Origin of the sequence: Marinobacterium weihaiense (assembly GCF_019061305.1) — a bacterium.
GTDB classification, from domain to species: domain Bacteria; phylum Pseudomonadota; class Gammaproteobacteria; order Pseudomonadales; family Balneatricaceae; genus Marinobacterium; species Marinobacterium weihaiense.
On the sequence record NZ_JAHQZT010000008.1, the window covers coordinates 139,586 to 154,443 of the forward strand.

14 protein-coding genes and 1 riboswitch are annotated in these 14,858 nt (G+C 65.6%); all 14 genes read left to right on the forward strand.

The window, feature by feature from the left end; all coding sequences use genetic code 11:
* Window positions 1-210 precede the first annotated feature (210 nt).
* Window positions 211-440: riboswitch (cobalamin riboswitch) on the forward strand.
* Between the two features lie 131 nt (window positions 441-571).
* The 14 genes from btuB (at window position 572) to KTN04_RS08405 (ending at window position 14,858) form a co-directional block, all read left to right on the forward strand.
* Window positions 572-2,371: a TonB-dependent vitamin B12 receptor gene (gene btuB / locus KTN04_RS08340; protein WP_217334763.1), complete on the forward strand. Its 1,800-nt coding sequence runs from the start codon at window positions 572-574 to the stop codon at window positions 2,369-2,371.
* Window positions 2,372-2,399: 28 nt separating this feature from the next.
* Window positions 2,400-2,972 carry a hypothetical protein gene (locus tag KTN04_RS08345; RefSeq protein ID WP_217334764.1) on the forward strand — a complete coding sequence of 191 codons (573 nt, stop codon included), beginning with the start codon at window positions 2,400-2,402 and terminating at the stop codon, window positions 2,970-2,972.
* Complete coding sequence (cobO, locus tag KTN04_RS08350) at window positions 2,969-3,589, forward strand: cob(I)yrinic acid a,c-diamide adenosyltransferase (protein WP_217334765.1); 621 nt, start codon at window positions 2,969-2,971, stop codon at window positions 3,587-3,589. The genes KTN04_RS08345 and cobO overlap by 4 nt, the downstream gene beginning before the upstream one ends.
* Window positions 3,586-4,902: a cobyrinate a,c-diamide synthase gene (locus KTN04_RS08355; RefSeq protein WP_328515975.1), complete on the forward strand. Its 1,317-nt coding sequence runs from the start codon at window positions 3,586-3,588 to the stop codon at window positions 4,900-4,902. Before cobO ends, KTN04_RS08355 begins: the two co-directional genes overlap by 4 nt.
* Window positions 4,903-4,909: 7 nt before the next feature.
* Window positions 4,910-5,809: an adenosylcobinamide-phosphate synthase CbiB gene (gene cbiB / locus KTN04_RS08360; RefSeq protein WP_217334766.1), complete on the forward strand. Its 900-nt coding sequence runs from the start codon at window positions 4,910-4,912 to the stop codon at window positions 5,807-5,809.
* Window positions 5,806-6,915, forward strand: coding sequence for a threonine-phosphate decarboxylase CobD (gene cobD, locus KTN04_RS08365; RefSeq protein WP_254262450.1), 1,110 nt, complete (start codon window positions 5,806-5,808; stop codon window positions 6,913-6,915). The genes cbiB and cobD overlap by 4 nt, the downstream gene beginning before the upstream one ends.
* Window positions 6,908-8,410 carry a cobyric acid synthase gene (locus KTN04_RS08370; RefSeq protein ID WP_217334767.1) on the forward strand — a complete coding sequence of 501 codons (1,503 nt, stop codon included), beginning with the start codon at window positions 6,908-6,910 and terminating at the stop codon, window positions 8,408-8,410. The genes cobD and KTN04_RS08370 overlap by 8 nt, the downstream gene beginning before the upstream one ends.
* Window positions 8,407-9,336, forward strand: coding sequence for a substrate-binding domain-containing protein (locus KTN04_RS08375; protein WP_217334768.1), 930 nt, complete (start codon window positions 8,407-8,409; stop codon window positions 9,334-9,336). Before KTN04_RS08370 ends, KTN04_RS08375 begins: the two co-directional genes overlap by 4 nt.
* Window positions 9,333-10,307 (forward strand): FecCD family ABC transporter permease, encoded by a 975-nt coding sequence (locus KTN04_RS08380; RefSeq protein ID WP_217334769.1) that lies wholly within the window; start codon window positions 9,333-9,335, stop codon window positions 10,305-10,307. The genes KTN04_RS08375 and KTN04_RS08380 overlap by 4 nt, the downstream gene beginning before the upstream one ends.
* Window positions 10,298-11,029 carry an ABC transporter ATP-binding protein gene (locus tag KTN04_RS08385; RefSeq protein ID WP_217334770.1) on the forward strand — a complete coding sequence of 244 codons (732 nt, stop codon included), beginning with the start codon at window positions 10,298-10,300 and terminating at the stop codon, window positions 11,027-11,029. The genes KTN04_RS08380 and KTN04_RS08385 overlap by 10 nt, the downstream gene beginning before the upstream one ends.
* Before the next feature lie 55 nt (window positions 11,030-11,084).
* Window positions 11,085-11,744: a 5,6-dimethylbenzimidazole synthase gene (bluB, locus tag KTN04_RS08390; protein ID WP_217334771.1), complete on the forward strand. Its 660-nt coding sequence runs from the start codon at window positions 11,085-11,087 to the stop codon at window positions 11,742-11,744.
* Window positions 11,745-11,757: 13 nt separating this feature from the next.
* Complete coding sequence (locus KTN04_RS08395) at window positions 11,758-12,321, forward strand: LOG family protein (RefSeq protein ID WP_217334772.1); 564 nt, start codon at window positions 11,758-11,760, stop codon at window positions 12,319-12,321.
* A gap of 136 nt (window positions 12,322-12,457) precedes the next feature.
* Complete coding sequence (locus KTN04_RS08400) at window positions 12,458-13,156, forward strand: response regulator transcription factor (protein ID WP_217334773.1); 699 nt, start codon at window positions 12,458-12,460, stop codon at window positions 13,154-13,156.
* Between the two features lie 121 nt (window positions 13,157-13,277).
* Entirely contained in the window at window positions 13,278-14,858 is a 1,581-nt protein-coding gene (locus tag KTN04_RS08405; protein WP_217334774.1) for a methyl-accepting chemotaxis protein, read from the forward strand.

Below are 14,858 nucleotides of genomic sequence, written 5' to 3' on the forward strand. Positions count from 1 at the left end.
GAATGATTCGCTTTACAGTTAATCCCGTTCATTGACAGGTCTGACTCACTAAACGGCACGGCAAGCAGGTCTGACAGGCTGTTCTTGCCAGGTAGGCCCAAGGTGATTGGCGCCATCCTCCCCTCTCCCCGGGAGGGTGGCATTTTTTTATCAGCGTCGGTCAAGTTGACATGAACAGTCTCTGTTTGACCTCATCCCTGTGACTGCCTATTATCCGCGCCTGCTTCCGGTGTGCTGAACAGCTGTTCAGGACTTAATCGGGAAGTCGGTGCGTGTCGATGCCAACGAATCGATGCAATGCCGACGCTGCCCCCGCAACGGTAGAGGCGTGAGGCGACGACGAAAGGCCACTGTATCCGCGGATATGGGAAGGTGTCGTTCCTCCTGGCTGAACAGCCTGCCGCCTGAGCCCGGAGACCGGCCCGAAGCAAGCAGTCGGCATCGCGGTGGGCGATCAGCACTGACAGGGCCATCCTCCAGGGCCAGTGTCTGTCCGTGTGTTGTTGCTCCCCCGGCCGTTTACCCCCAACTGCGTGCGGGTGGGCGCGCACAGGAATTCTACAGACACGTTATGAAACAGTTTTCTATCCCGGCCGCACTGCTGCTGGGCAGCTCCGTGATGGCCGCTCAGGCCCAGACCAACCCCGATACCCTGCTGGTGACCGCGACCCGTACCGCGCAGACCGCCGACCAGGCGCTGGCGGCCGTGACCGTGATCGAACGTGAAGAGATCGAACGCAAGCAGGCGCAAACCGTCACCGAACTGCTGGCGCAGACGCCGGGCGTGACGGTGGTCAACAACGGCGGCCGCGGCAAATCCACGTCCCTGTCCCTGCGCGGCACCACCTCCAAGCATGTCCTGGTGTTGATCGACGGCATCAAGGCCGGCTCCGCTACGCTGGGCAGCATGTCATTCGAACACCTGGCGCTGGATCAGATCGAGCGCATCGAGGTGGTACGTGGCCCGCGCTCGTCGCTGTACGGCTCCGAGGCGATCGGCGGCGTGATCCAGATTTTCACCCGCAAGGGCATGGACGGTTTTGCGCCGCGCTTCAGCCTGGGCGCCGGCAGCGACGATGCCCGTGAAATCACTCTGGGCGCGTCCGGCGGCAATGGCCAGGGCTGGTACAACATCGACATCAGCGACTACCGCACCGACGGCTTCAATGCCAAGACCCCGGATGCCTATGGCTATCACCCGGATGATGACGGCTACGACAACCGCTCCTACGCCCTCAGCGGCGGCTACCGTTTCAGCGACCGGGTGGAAGCGCAGCTGAACTGGTCGCAGAACCGGGGCGACAATGAATACGACGGCGGCAATGCCTTCGACGACTACAGCAACGAAGCCCGCCTGCAGACCCTGGGGGCGGCGCTGAACCTCAAGCCGACCGACAGCTGGAACCTGAACCTGAAAATGGGCCAGAGCCGTGACAAGGCCACCGAGTACGGCGACGGCGCCTATCAGAGCCACATCGAGACTCAGCGTGACCTGGCCAGCCTGCAGAGCGAACATACCTTTGCCCGCAGCCAGCTGACCTGGGGTGTCGACTACCAGAACGACGAGGTCATCAGCAGCCAGGCCTACAGCATGAACGAGCGCGACAACGTCGGCGTGTTCGGCCTGTATCAGCTGTTTCTGGGGCAACACGACCTGGCGTTCAGCCTGCGCCGTGACGACAACGAGCAGTTTGGCGTCGAAACCACCGGCTCGGTTGCCTGGGGCGTGGAACTGCCGCGCAATTTCCGTCTGACCGCCAGCTACGGTACCGCCTTCAATGCGCCGACCTTCAACGACCTGTACTGGCCGGGCTCCGGCAACCCGGATCTGGAGCCGGAAGAATCCGACGCCTTTGAGCTGGGCCTGTCCGGTGATCATGCGGGCGTGCAGTGGTCCGCCAACCTGTACCAGAACGACATCGACAACCTGATCGCCTGGGCACCGAATGCCAGCGGCAACTGGACGCCGATGAATGTTGACGCCGCCCGTATCCGTGGCCTGGAACTGGCGGCGGCCACGCGTCTGGCCGACTGGGATCTGAGCACCAGCCTCGACCTGATGGACCCCAAGGATCGCAACACCGACGAGCTGCTCAACCGTCGTGCCCGCAAGGTGTTCAACCTCTCGGCCGACCGTGACTTCGGTGCCTACGCCCTGGGCGGCAGCCTGCAGGCGGTCGGCAAGCGCAACGACGGCCGCGAGCGCCTGTCCGGCTACACCACCGTCGATCTGCGCGGCAGCTATGCGCTGGGCAACGACTGGTCGCTGAAAGCCAAGGTCGAAAACCTGCTCGACGAGGACTACCAGACGGCGCGCGGCTACAACCAGCCGGACCGCACCTACTGGCTGTCGTTGCATTACGCGCCTTAACCGCCTGCCAAGATAAAGGATAACGATCATGATCAACCTGTCGTCACGCGCCCAGCTGATAAGCGGCCTCGGCCTGATTCTGCTGCTGGCGCTGACGCGGGGACATCACTTTGCCTCGGTTGAACACCTGCCCAGCGCGTCCTGGGCGGTGTTTTTCCTGGCCGGTGTGTTCCTGCGTCCGCTGTGGAGTTTTCCGCTGCTGTTTCTGGAAGCGGTACTGCTGGATGTGAGCTACTACGGCTGGAGCGCCGCCGCTGCACACTGCATCACCCCGGCCTACGCGCTGCTGGTGCCGGCCTACGCCACGCTCTGGTATGCCGGTCGTACCTACGCGCGCCTGCATCAGGATCGCCTGTCCACGCTGGCGCCGCTGCTGCTGACACTGCTGGTCGGTGCGTTTGTCAGCAACCTGTTCTCCAGCGGCGGCTACTATTTCTTCTCGGGCAACTTCGAGACCACCAGCCTGGCCGGCCTTTGGGGGCGCATCGAGCAGTACTTCCCGGGTAAACTGCCGGCTTTGCTGGGCTATACCGGCCTGGCGGCCATGCTGTATACCCTGTCCCGTCAGTACAAAACCTATCAGGAGTTGACCCGCACATGAGTGATGATCAGGCCCGCAACGACAGTCGCGACGCGCGCCACAAGGCGCGCATGGAACGCAAGAAGGAAGTGGTCGATCAGGCGATTGCCCGCGCCGACCGCGATCAGGGCGTGCTGCTGGTGCTGACCGGCAACGGCAAGGGCAAAAGCAGCTCCGCCTTCGGCATGCTGGCGCGGGCGCTGGGCCACGGCATGCAGGTGGGCGTGGTGCAGTTCATCAAGGGCAGCTTCAGCACCGGAGAAGAGGCCTTTTTCCGCCGCTTCCCCGAGGTGCGCTATCACGTCATGGGCGAGGGTTTCACCTGGGAAACCCAGGACCGTGAGCGCGACCTCAAGGCCGCGGCGGCCGCCTGGGAGCAGGCAAAAGCGCTGCTGGCCGACCCCGAGGTGTCGCTGGTGGTGCTGGACGAGCTCAATATTGCGCTCAAGTACCAGTATGTTGATCTGGACGAGCTGCTGGCGGCGCTGCGCGACCGTCCCGCGATGCAGCACGTCGTCGTGACCGGCCGTGGTGCGCCCCAGGCGCTGATCGAGGCCGCCGACACGGTGACCGAGATGCAGGTGGTCAAGCACGCCTTCAAGGATGGCATCCGCGCGCAAAAGGGCGTGGAACTGTGAACAATACCCTGTCGACAGCGTCCGCGACCCGCCACTGCCCGGCGCTGTTGATTTCCGCCCCGGCCTCGGGCCAGGGCAAGACCACGGTGACGGCGGCGCTGGCGCGGCTGCACCGTGATCAGGGTCGCCGGGTCCGCGTGTTCAAGACCGGCCCCGACTTCCTTGATCCGATGATCCTGAGCCAGGCCGCCGGTTGTGACGTGGAGCAGCTGGATCTGTTCATGGGTTCGCCGCAGCTGTGCAAGCAGCAGCTGTGGCAGGCCGCCGGTGACGCCGACCTGATCCTGATCGAAGGCGTCATGGGGCTGTTCGACGGCAACCCGTCCAGCGCCGATCTGGCCGAGCTGTTCGGCATTCCGGTGCTGGCGGTGATCGATGCCGGCGGCATGGCGCAGACCTTTGCCGCCCTGGCGCACGGGCTGGCCAGTTTCCGCCCCGGCCTGCCGTTCAGCGGCGTGCTGGGCAACCGGGTCGGCAGTGTCGGCCATGGCCAGATGCTGGCCGAAGCCCTGCCTGCTCATCTGCACTGGTACGGTGCCCTGCCGCGTGACGAGGCGGTCAGCCTGCCCAGTCGCCATCTGGGGCTGGTACAGGGCGACGAGATCGACGATCTGGAGCAACGCATCGACACCGCCGCCCGGGCGCTGGCGCAGAGCGCGGGTACCGAGCTGCCGTCGGCCATCGCCTTTGAACCCCAGGAGGTCGAGGCCATCACGCCGCTGCTGCAGGGCGTACGCATCGGTATCGCCCGTGATGCGGGCTTTTCGTTCATCTACCCGGCCAATTTGCGGACGCTGGAGCAGCTGGGGGCCCAGCTGCTGTTCTTCTCGCCCCTCGAGGATGCGCATCTGCCCGCGGTAGATGCCCTCTGGTTGCCCGGTGGTTACCCGGAACTGCACCTGGAAGCGCTGGCGGCCAACACGGCGCTGATGGCCGCGATCAAAGCGCATCATCAGGCCGGCAAGCCGATCCTGGCCGAGTGCGGCGGCATGCTCTGGCTGGGTGAGGAGCTGACAGCGCTGGACGGCGCTTCGGCCCGTCTCTGTGGCCTGCTGCCCGCCAAGGCACAGATGCAACAGCGCTTTGCCGCGCTGGGACTGCAGCGGCTGCAGCTGGATGGCGAGGTGCTGCGCGGCCACACCTTCCACCACTCGGTGACCGAGACCGCGTTGGAACCCATTGCCCGTGGCGAATGCCCCAACGGCCGTCGCGCGGCGGAGCCGGTGTATCGGCTCAAGCGCCTGACCGCGTCCTACATCCATCTTTATTTCCCTTCCAATCCGGCGGCTGTGGCCCAGCTGTTCCGGCCCTGAAGCGGCCATGCTGGCACTGCAACTGATCGCCGCCGTGCTGATCGACCGCTGGCTGGGCGAACCGGCCCGCTGGCACCCGCTGGTGGGGTTCGGCCGCTGTGCCAACTGGCTGGAAGCGCGCTGCAACCGCGGTGAGTCGCGCCGCCTGAAAGGCCTGCTGCTGGTCGTGCTGCTGGTGCTGCCGCCGGTGTTGCTGACCACGGTGCTGACCCGGATCCCGGTGTTTGGCGAGCTGATCGCCGTGCTGGTGCTCTGGTTTGCGCTGGGGCTGGAAAGCCTGAAGCGGCATATCCAGCCGATCCTGCAGGCGCTACTAAGAGGCGACATGAGCGAGGCCCGGCGGCGGACCTCCTGGATCTGCAGCCGCGATGCCGCCGAGCTGGAGGTAGAGCGCACCGCGGTGGAGTCGGTACTGGAGAACGGCAGTGATGCGGTCTTCGGCGCCATTTTCTGGTTTTGCATTGCCGGTGCGCCGGGCGCGCTGGCGTTTCGCCTGATCAATACGCTGGATGCCATGTGGGGCTATCGCAGCGAACGCTTTGTGTGCTTCGGCTGGGCGGCCGCGCGGCTGGATGATCTGGTCGGCCTGGTGCCGGCCCGGCTGACGGCGCTGAGCTACGCGCTCTGCGGTCATACCCGCCGGGCGCTGCACTGCTGGCGCACCCAGGCCCCCTTGCATGACAGCCCCAACGCCGGGCCGGTGATGGCCGCCGGGGCCGGTGCCCTGGGCGTGACGCTGGGCGGGCCGACCTGTTACCGCGGTGTCTGGGCCGACAAGCCGTTACTGGGGGCCGGGGCGAAGGCGCAGCCGCGTGACCTGCCCCGTGCCCTGCACCTGGTGGATCGGGCACTGGGGTTGTGGATAAGCGTGATTGTGTTGCTGTCGGTGGCAGGGGCGCTGTTATGAACAACTGGCCTCGAAAAGATATGCACAGCGGCGCACAGGGCACCGCTGTTGATAACATCGATCAGGGGGTGCCTGTGGATGCCGAAAACTTATCCCCAGCGCCGGTGCATGGTGGCCGCCTGAACGCGGCGGTGGCGCAGCACGGCATCCCGCGCGAGCAGTGGCTGGATCTGTCCACCGGCATCAACCCCGAGGGCTGGCCGGTGCCGCCGATCCCGGCAACGGTGTTCAATCGCCTGCCGGAAGAGGACGACGGCCTGCAATCCGTGGCCTGTGCATATTACGGCAGCCGGGAGCTGTTGCTGGTGCCGGGTTCCCAGGCGGCGATTCAGGCGTTGCCCGCGCTGCGCCTGTCCCGCTCGGGCCGGGCCGAGGTCGGGGTGCTCTATCCCGGCTATGCCGAGCACGCCTTTCGCTGGCAGCAGGCGGGGCATGCGGTCAGCCTGTTGCAGGCCGAGCAGATCGAGGCCCGGCTGGATAGCCTGGATGTGCTGGTGCTGATCAATCCCTGCAACCCCAGCGCTCAGGAGTTTTCGCAGCGGCAGCTGCAGGACTGGCAGGCGCGCCTGGCGCCGCGCGGTGGCTGGCTGCTGGTGGATGAAGCCTTCATCGATGCCACCCCCGAGCAGAGCCTGATTCGTGATCCCATGCCCGCCGGGTTGATTATCCTGCGCTCCCTGGGCAAGTTTTTCGGTCTGGCCGGGCTGCGCGTCGGTGCGGTCTGTGCCGAGGCCGAGGTGCGCGCTGCGCTGGCGCATCAAATAGGTCCCTGGGCGATCAGCCATCCGTCGCGCTGGCTGGCGCGGCAGGCGCTGGCGGATACGGCCTGGCAGCAGAGCATGCGGGCGCGACTGGCGCGGCAGCAGGCGCGATTGCAGACGCTGCTGAGCGCGATGCTGGGCGAGCGGGGTGTCGTGGTCAGCAGCACGGCGCTGTTTGCGACCGTCGTGACCGAACAGGCTGCCCGGATCGCGCAACGCTGTGCCCGGGCGGGTATCCTGGTCAGGCGGTTTGAACAGCCGGCGGCGCTGCGCTTCGGGTTACCCGAGGACGAGGATGCATGGCAGCGGCTGGAAAGAGTACTCAACGAGATTCGACATGACTGATCGACAGAAAACCCTGATGGTGCAGGGCACCACCTCCGATGCCGGCAAGAGCACCCTGGTGGCCGGGCTGTGCCGGGTGCTGCAGCGCCGTGGCATCGCGGTGGCGCCGTTCAAGCCGCAGAACATGGCGCTGAACAGTGCCGTCACCGCCGAGGGGGGCGAGATCGGTCGCGCCCAGGCGGTGCAGGCCCAGGCCTGTGGATTACGTCCCCATGTGGATATGAATCCGGTGCTGCTCAAGCCCTGCAGCGATACCGGCGCCCAGGTGATCATCCACGGCCGAGCGGTGGATAACATGGAAGCCAAGCGTTACCACGACTACAAGACCATCGCCTGGCAGGCGGTGGCCGAGTCGCACCAGCGTCTCTGCGACCAGTATGAAGCGGTGTTGGTGGAGGGAGCGGGCTCGCCCGCCGAGATCAACCTGCGCGACCGTGATATCGCCAACATGGGCTTTGCCGAGCGGGTGGACTGCCCGGTGATCCTGATCGCCGATATCGACAAGGGCGGGGTGTTCGCCCATCTGGTCGGCACCCTGGCGCTGCTCAGCGAGACCGAGCAGGCACGGATCAAGGGCTTCGTCATCAACCGTTTCCGTGGCGATATCGCCTTGCTGCAGTCGGGGCTGGACTGGCTGGAAGACTATATCGGCAAGCCGGTGCTGGGCGTGCTGCCCTATCTGCACGGTCTGCACCTGGAAGCCGAGGACGCCATCAGCGAAGAGCCGGATATCGAGCGCGCCGACCGGGTGCTGGATATCGTCGTGCCGGTGCTGCCGCATATCAGCAACCATACCGATTTCGATCCGCTGCGCCTGCACCCGCAGGTACGGCTGCACTTTGTCGGCCCGGATCAACCCAAGCCGCCTGCCGATCTGGTGATCCTGCCCGGCTCCAAGGCGGTCCGGCCGGACCTGGCCTGGCTCAGGTCGCAGGGCTGGGAAGGCTACCTGCAGCGCCACCTGCGCTACGGCGGCAAGCTGCTGGGCATCTGCGGCGGCTACCAGATGCTGGGTGAGCGCCTCGCGGATCCGCTGGGGCTGGAAGGCGAGGCGGGGGAGAGTGCGGGACTGGGCTATCTGCCCACCCGTACCCGGCTTGAAGGTGAAAAGGCGTTGCGCAACGTCACCGGCCGGCTGACGCTGGCGGGCGAGACGGTGCCGGTCAGCGGTTACGAGATTCACTCTGGGATTACCGAGGTGGCGGACGGCTGTCCCGCGCTGGTGCAGCTGGAACACGGCCATCACGTCATGCCGGATGGCGCCTGTTCGGACGACGAACAGATAGTAGGCACTTACTTGCACGGCCTGTTCGAAACCCTGGCGGTCACCCGGCTGGTGCTGCGCTGGGCCGGGTTGGAAGGCGCTGAAGCGCTGGATTATCACCGCTTGCGCGAGGACGGCATCGACCGCCTGGCCGATACCCTGGAGCAGCACCTGGACCTGGACGCGGTGCTGGCGCTGCTGGATCTGCCGCGGGAGCAGGCGGGCGCATGAGGTCCCGGCTGCGCCCTGGCATCCGGCTGCTGATCGGCCTGCTGGTGCTGTCGGCCTTGGCCCTGGCCGTGCAGGCCCCGTCTGCATTGGCCGCGTCCACATCGGCGCCGTCAGCTCAGCCTCCTTCGGTAAAGGCCCAGTCATCGCCGCAGCGCGTGGTGTCGCTGGATCTGTGCATGGACCGGATGCTGGCGCTGCATGCCGACCGCGCCCAGGTCGCGGCGCTGTCACCGATGCACCGGCGGTTTCCGCTGCCCTGGCCGCTGGAAGGCTGGCCGGACCATGACGGTTCGCTGGAGCAGGTGTTCAGCCTCAAGCCGGACCTGATCCTGGTCGGCCAGCACAATGCACTGATGCTGCGTAAGCGCTTGCAAACCCTGCAGCAGCCGGTGGAGCTGGTAACCTTGCCGCGTACCCTGAACGACATCGAAGCCTACGAGCGCCGGGTGCTGCGTCTGATCGGGCGCGATCCCGACGATGCCCATCCAGCGCCCGCGCCACGCACACCGGCCGCTGATGCACCGCGCCTGCTGCTGCTGGGGCCCAACGGCATCGGCACCGGCCCGAACACCTTTGAAGATGAGGTTATCCGCCAGGCGGGCTGGCGCAATTATCTCACCGGGGTGCGTTACGAGCGGCTGGACCTGGAGCGAGTGGTTACTGACCCGCCGGACGCCATTTTATGGCACAGCCCGGATGCCCAGGCGCTGGCCACCCGCTTTGCCGACCATCCGGCGCTGCGCCACAGCCTGACGCCGGAGCATTGGCTGCCCAAGGAGAACTGGCGCTGGCAATGCCCCGGCCCCTGGACCTGGGAGCTGATCGACCAGTTGCGCCAGCAGCGGCAGCGACATGTGCAGCCCCCCTTGGCGGGCCCTTCACACCCCTTGTCACACACTCTTTCACCCAACGTGAGGACACCATGACCCCCGCATTGACCCTGCTGATGCTGCTGACCGCGCTGGTGTCGCTGCATGTGGGCTCCACCGATATTGCCGTGTTCGACGGGCTCTGGCAGTGGCTCAACGGTACCGACAGCGCGGCGGCCATCGTCATTGGCGAGATCCGCCTGCCGCGCACGCTTTTGGCACTGACCGTGGGGGCCGCCCTGGGCCTCAGCGGTGCGGCGCTACAGGGCCTGTTGCGCAACCCGCTGGCGGACCCGGGTCTGACCGGGGCCAGCCAGGGCGCGGCGCTGGGCGCGGCCAGCGTGTTCTATTTCGGCCTCTTCCCGGCGGCGGGCGCGGCGGCACCAGCCTTGGCCGGACTGATCGGTGCCGGAATCGCCATGTCGCTGATGCTGCTGCTGGCCGGGCCTTCACGCCAGGCGATGGTGATCATGGCCGGGCTGGCGATCTCCACCCTGACCGGTTCGCTGCTGGCGGCGGTGCTCAACTTTGCCCCCAACCCCTTTGCGTTGTCGGAGCTGGTGTTCTGGCTGCTCGGTTCGGTGTCCGAACGGGGGCTGGACCATCTCGGTATTCTGCTGCCAGCGCTGCTGATCGGCGGTGGACTGATCTGGAGCCAGCGCCGGCTGCTGCTGGGTCTGAGCCTGGGCGAGCAGGTGGCGCAAAGCATGGGGCTGTCCTACACCCGGGGCAGTCGGCTGATCATTTTCGGTGCCGCGCTGCTGGTCGGTGCCTCGGTGGCGGTGGCTGGCGCCATCGGCTTCGTCGGTTTGCTGGTGCCCCATCTGGTGCGGCCGCTGGTGCGCAACCGCCCGGATCGGCTGCTGATCCCGGCGGCCCTGGCCGGGGCGATTCTGGTGTGCCTGGCGGATATCGTCGTGCGCGGGTTGCCGCCGGGGCGTGAACTCAAGCTGGGGGTGCTGACCTCGCTGATCGGCGCGCCCCTGTTCATCTGGCTGGTCTGGCAGGAGCGCAAGAAATGGCTCTGATCGCGATCGAACAGCTGCAGCTGGACAGCCGTCTGGCGGGCATCAATCTGACCCTGCAACCGGGCGAGCTGCTCGGCGTGATCGGTCCCAACGGCGCGGGCAAGTCGTCGCTGCTGGAGTGCCTCGCCGGGTTGCAGGCCTACGGCGGCCGCATTGCTCTGGACGGTGAGGATATCGCCCGACTGCAGGGCCTCAAGCGGGCACGGCGCATCGCGCTGTTGCCGCAGCGCTGCCAGAGTGCCTGGGCCTTGAAAGTCGCTGACGTGATCGCGTTGGGACGCCTGCCCTGGGGTGATGAGGACGCGGCGGTGATTGACCGGGCGGCGCGGCAGACCGGCGTGGCCGAATGGCTGGAGGCGCGCGTGGATCATCTTTCCGGTGGCGAACAGGCGCGGGTCTGGCTGGCGCGGGTGCTGGCCGGCGAGCCCGAGATCATCCTCGCGGATGAGCCCCTGGCCAGCCTTGATCTGCACTATCAGCAACGGGTGCTGGAGTTGCTGCGCCAGCATGCGCAGGGGCCGCGCAGTGTTATCCTGTCGATCCATGATCTGAACCTGGCCGCCGGCTGGTGCGACCGCCTGCTGCTGCTCGACAGCGGCCGCGTGCATGCCCTGGGCACGCCGCAGGAGGTGCTGACACCGGAGGCGATTCGTCAGGTCTATCAGGTTGAAGCCGAAGTCGATTTCAGTGGTGAGCGGCCGCTGATCCGGGTGTTAAGGTAGGCAGGGATCCGCCGCAGGGAATCGTGCCCGGACCGGTGCCAACAGGAGAATGCTTATGAGTCAAAACCCCTGGCAGTTCAGTGAATCCGACCGCGAGGCCGTCTACCGGGCCATCCGCGAACGCCGCGACATGCGCCATTTCAGTGGCGAGCCGCTGGATCCCGAGGTACTCAGGCGCCTGCTACAGGCCGCCCATCAGGCACCCAGCGTGGGCCTGATGCAGCCCTGGCGCTTTATCCGCATCACCGATGCCGATCTGCGCGACCGCATTCGCGGCCTGGTGGAACAGGAGCGTCAGGCCACCGCTGATGCCCTGAGCGAACGCGAAGCCGAGTTCCTGCGCCTCAAGGTGGAAGGCATGGACAAGTGTGCCGAGGTGCTGGTGGTGGCGCTGATGGACCAGCGCGAAAAGCACATCTTCGGCCGCCGTACCCTGCCGGAGATGGACCTGGCCTCGGTGTCCTGCGCTATCCAGAATCTCTGGCTCGCCGCCCGCGCCGAAGGCGTCGGCGTCGGCTGGGTCTCCCTGTTCGACCCCGAGGCGCTGGGCGACCTGCTGCAGATGCCCCAGGGCAGCAAGGCGATTGCCGTGCTCTGTATCGGCCCGGTGGACCGGTTTTACGCGCGCCCCATGCTGGAACAGGAAGGCTGGGCCGAGGCCCAGCCACTGGAAGCGCTGCTGGCGGAAAATTGCTGGCCGCAACAGGATAGCTGAGAGGAGTATCTGGATGAAAATCACCGTTTTCTGCGGTGCCCGCAACGGCGCCGATCCAATCTATCAACAGGCCGCCATCGAACTGGGGCGGTTTTTTGCCGAGCAGGAGATCGAGCTGGTGTTTGGCGGCGGGCATGTGGGCCTGATGGGCACCATCGCCGATGCGGTGCTGGAGGCCGGTGGCCGTGCCCATGGCGTGATCCCGGAGTACCTGCAGTTGAAGGAGCTGGCGCATTCGGGGCTGACGGCGCTGGAAGTGGTGCCGGACATGCATGCGCGCAAGGCGCGGATGGCCGAGCTGGCCGATGCCTTCGTCGCCCTGCCTGGCGGGATCGGCACCCTGGAAGAGCTGTTCGAGGTCTGGACCTGGGGCCAGCTGGGCCACCATGCCAAGCCAGTGGTTTTGTATAACGTCGATGGCTTCTACGATGCGCTGCTGACCTTTGTGCAGCAGATGAAAACCCAGGGCTTCCTCAAGCCGGAGCATGTCGAAATGCTGCAGGTGGTAACAACCCCTCAGGCCTTGCTGCAGGCGGTGCAGAACTACCGGGCACCCGCCCTGAAGTGGTCATCCTGATGCGGACAGGGGGAGCACCGATGCCGCTGTTCTAACCGACCGGCCCTTGATATTGGTCACTGGCATTTGTGCGCCCAATCCCGCACCCTCGTCGTTTGTCGTGAGAAGTATACGCAGACAGATGGGATGATGTTGGATGTACCGTATTGCTGTCGTTGAAGATGAACTGATACAGGCGCGCCTACTGGCGCATTGGCTGCAGGGGGCCGGGTATCAGCCGGTGTTGTATGTCAGCGCCGAGCACCTGCTTGAGGGCTGGCCGGAGGCCGGGTTCGATCTGCTGCTGATTGACTGGGAACTGCCCGGCATCAGCGGCATTGAACTGGTACAGCGGCTGTCCGGGCAGGAGGCGCCACTGGCCTGCATTCTGCTGACCTCCCATGATGAAGAGGCCTGTCAGGTCGATGCATTGAATGCCGGCGCCGACGACTACATCATCAAGCCGGCGCGCGAGGCGATCCTGCAGGCCCGCATCGAAGCCGTCATGCGACGCCGCAGTGCCCGCCACGAGCCCCTGCCCGAGCTGGTGTTCAGCTACCGGGACGGCATCCTTCGAGTGGCAGATCAGGTGGTCAGCCTGACGGCGGATGAAAGCCGCCTGCTGGGACTGCTGCTACAGAACCGCGGCGCGCTGTTGAGTCGGGCAGAACTGGCGGATAGCCTTTGGGGGGATGAAAGCCGCAGCGAAGGGCGGGCACTGGATCTAAAAATCAGCCGCCTGCGGCGCAAGTTCGAAGCCCTACAGCCCTTGCCCTTTCGTCTGTCCAGTCGCTACGGACAGGGCTATGTGCTGGAAAGTCTGGTGCGCATGCGCGAGCGCTTCAACTGGCACTGAAACCTGCTGTTCGTAAAATGATACAGTCCTGATACAGATTACATCTGCTCGCGTAACGCCCCGCCGTATAATCCCGGCCATACACATGTTTGCCGGTTGCTGCATACGGAGGGGGATCTAGATGCGCAAAAATCTGCCCGTAACCCAGGTGGAGGAGTCCTTCCCGGCCTCTGCCAATATCCTGTCGACCACCGACCTCAAGGGGTCCATTCGCTACATTAACCAGGATTTTATTCAGGTCAGTGGCTACAGCCGCGAGGAACTGCTGGGCCAGAATCACAACATGATTCGTCACCCGGACATGCCGGAAGAGGCCTTTGCCCAGCTGTGGGACACGCTCAAGGCCGGGCAGTCGTGGATGGGCATCGTCAAGAATCGCTGCAAGAACGGCAACCATTACTGGGTGGATGCCTATGCGACCCCGATCACCGAGGATGGAGCAACGCGTGAATACCAGTCGGTACGGCGAAAGCCGGAGCGGCGTACCGTGGACCGGGCCGAGCGGCTGTATGCCCGCATCCAGGCCGGCAAGTCGTTGCCCGAACTGAGAAATCGACTGCCGTTGAGCCTGCGTCTGCTGGTGTGTTGGCTGCTGCCGGTGTTGGCGCTGGTGGTTGGGCTGCAGCTGGCGTCGGGGCCGTTGCAGTGGGGACTGCTGCTGGCGGCTCTGGGGCTGGGGGCCGGTCTGCAATGGTGGTGGCTGCAGCCGCTGAAACTGCTGACAGGACGTGCCCGTGCGGTGGTGAACGACCCGCTGGCGCGGCACGTGTATACCGGGCGCCGCGACGAGGTGGGCGATGTGCTGCTGGCCTTCAAGGCGCTGGAAGCGGAGACCGCCGGCCTGATCGGGCGTGTTTCCGACTCGACTCATGCCATGACGGCCAGCAGCCACTCGCTGGGGGCGGCGGTCGAGCAGTCACGTAGCGGTGTCGAGCAGCAGTTTGCCGAAACCGACCAGGTGGCCGCCGCCGTGAACCAGATGTCGGCCAGCATTCAGGATGTGGCCGGTAACGCCATGAGCACCTCAGCGGCGGCTGAAGCCGGCAAGCGCGAGGTGGATCAGGGCAAGCAGATCGTCAGCGACACGGTTGCCACCATCGAGGCACTGGAGCAGGAGATCAGCCGGGCCGCCGCCGTGATCGGACAGGTCAACGCGAGCAGTGAACGCATCTCCGGCGTCCTGGACGTGATCAATGCCATTGCTGAGCAGACCAACCTGTTGGCCCTCAATGCCGCCATCGAAGCCGCCCGGGCCGGTGAGGCCGGGCGCGGTTTTGCCGTGGTGGCGGACGAAGTGCGTTCGCTGGCGACCCGTACGGCCGCGTCGACGGACGAGATTCGCAGCATGATCACCACGCTGCTGGACAGTTCAACCCAGGCCGTGGCGGCGATGCAGGCCGGTCAGGCGCAAACGGCCCGCTGCGTGGCGCAGGGCGACAGTGCCAGCACCTCACTGGAGCAGATCTGGCATGCGATCGAGCAGATCAACGACATGAGCGCGCAGATCGCCATGGCCGTCGATCAGCAAAGCGATGTGGCCGAAGAGATCAGCCGCAGCGTGGTGACCATCCGCGACATGTCCGAACAGAACCTGGCCGCCGCGACCATGACGGCCAACGACAGTGACCAGTTGCACCAGGTGGCAACCGGATTCAGTAGCCTGACGGCCCAGTTTTGGGCACGCCAGCGTATTGAGGCTTGA

Excerpts from the sequence above, each read along its gene's own strand:
- btuB (WP_217334763.1), top strand. The coding sequence starts at position 572 with ATGAAACAGTTTTCTATCCCGGCCGCACTGCTGCTGGGCAGCTCCGTG.
- cobD (WP_254262450.1), top strand. The coding sequence starts at position 5,806 with ATGAACAACTGGCCTCGAAAAGATATGCACAGCGGCGCACAGGGCACC.
- cobO (WP_217334765.1), top strand. The coding sequence starts at position 2,969 with ATGAGTGATGATCAGGCCCGCAACGACAGTCGCGACGCGCGCCACAAG.
- cbiB (WP_217334766.1), top strand. The coding sequence starts at position 4,910 with ATGCTGGCACTGCAACTGATCGCCGCCGTGCTGATCGACCGCTGGCTG.
- KTN04_RS08385 (WP_217334770.1), top strand. The coding sequence starts at position 10,298 with ATGGCTCTGATCGCGATCGAACAGCTGCAGCTGGACAGCCGTCTGGCG.
- KTN04_RS08345 (WP_217334764.1), top strand. The coding sequence starts at position 2,400 with ATGATCAACCTGTCGTCACGCGCCCAGCTGATAAGCGGCCTCGGCCTG.
- KTN04_RS08400 (WP_217334773.1), top strand. The coding sequence starts at position 12,458 with ATGTACCGTATTGCTGTCGTTGAAGATGAACTGATACAGGCGCGCCTA.
- KTN04_RS08370 (WP_217334767.1), top strand. The coding sequence starts at position 6,908 with ATGACTGATCGACAGAAAACCCTGATGGTGCAGGGCACCACCTCCGAT.
- KTN04_RS08405 (WP_217334774.1), top strand. The coding sequence starts at position 13,278 with ATGCGCAAAAATCTGCCCGTAACCCAGGTGGAGGAGTCCTTCCCGGCC.
- bluB (WP_217334771.1), top strand. The coding sequence starts at position 11,085 with ATGAGTCAAAACCCCTGGCAGTTCAGTGAATCCGACCGCGAGGCCGTC.
- KTN04_RS08380 (WP_217334769.1), top strand. The coding sequence starts at position 9,333 with ATGACCCCCGCATTGACCCTGCTGATGCTGCTGACCGCGCTGGTGTCG.
- KTN04_RS08375 (WP_217334768.1), top strand. The coding sequence starts at position 8,407 with ATGAGGTCCCGGCTGCGCCCTGGCATCCGGCTGCTGATCGGCCTGCTG.
- KTN04_RS08395 (WP_217334772.1), top strand. The coding sequence starts at position 11,758 with ATGAAAATCACCGTTTTCTGCGGTGCCCGCAACGGCGCCGATCCAATC.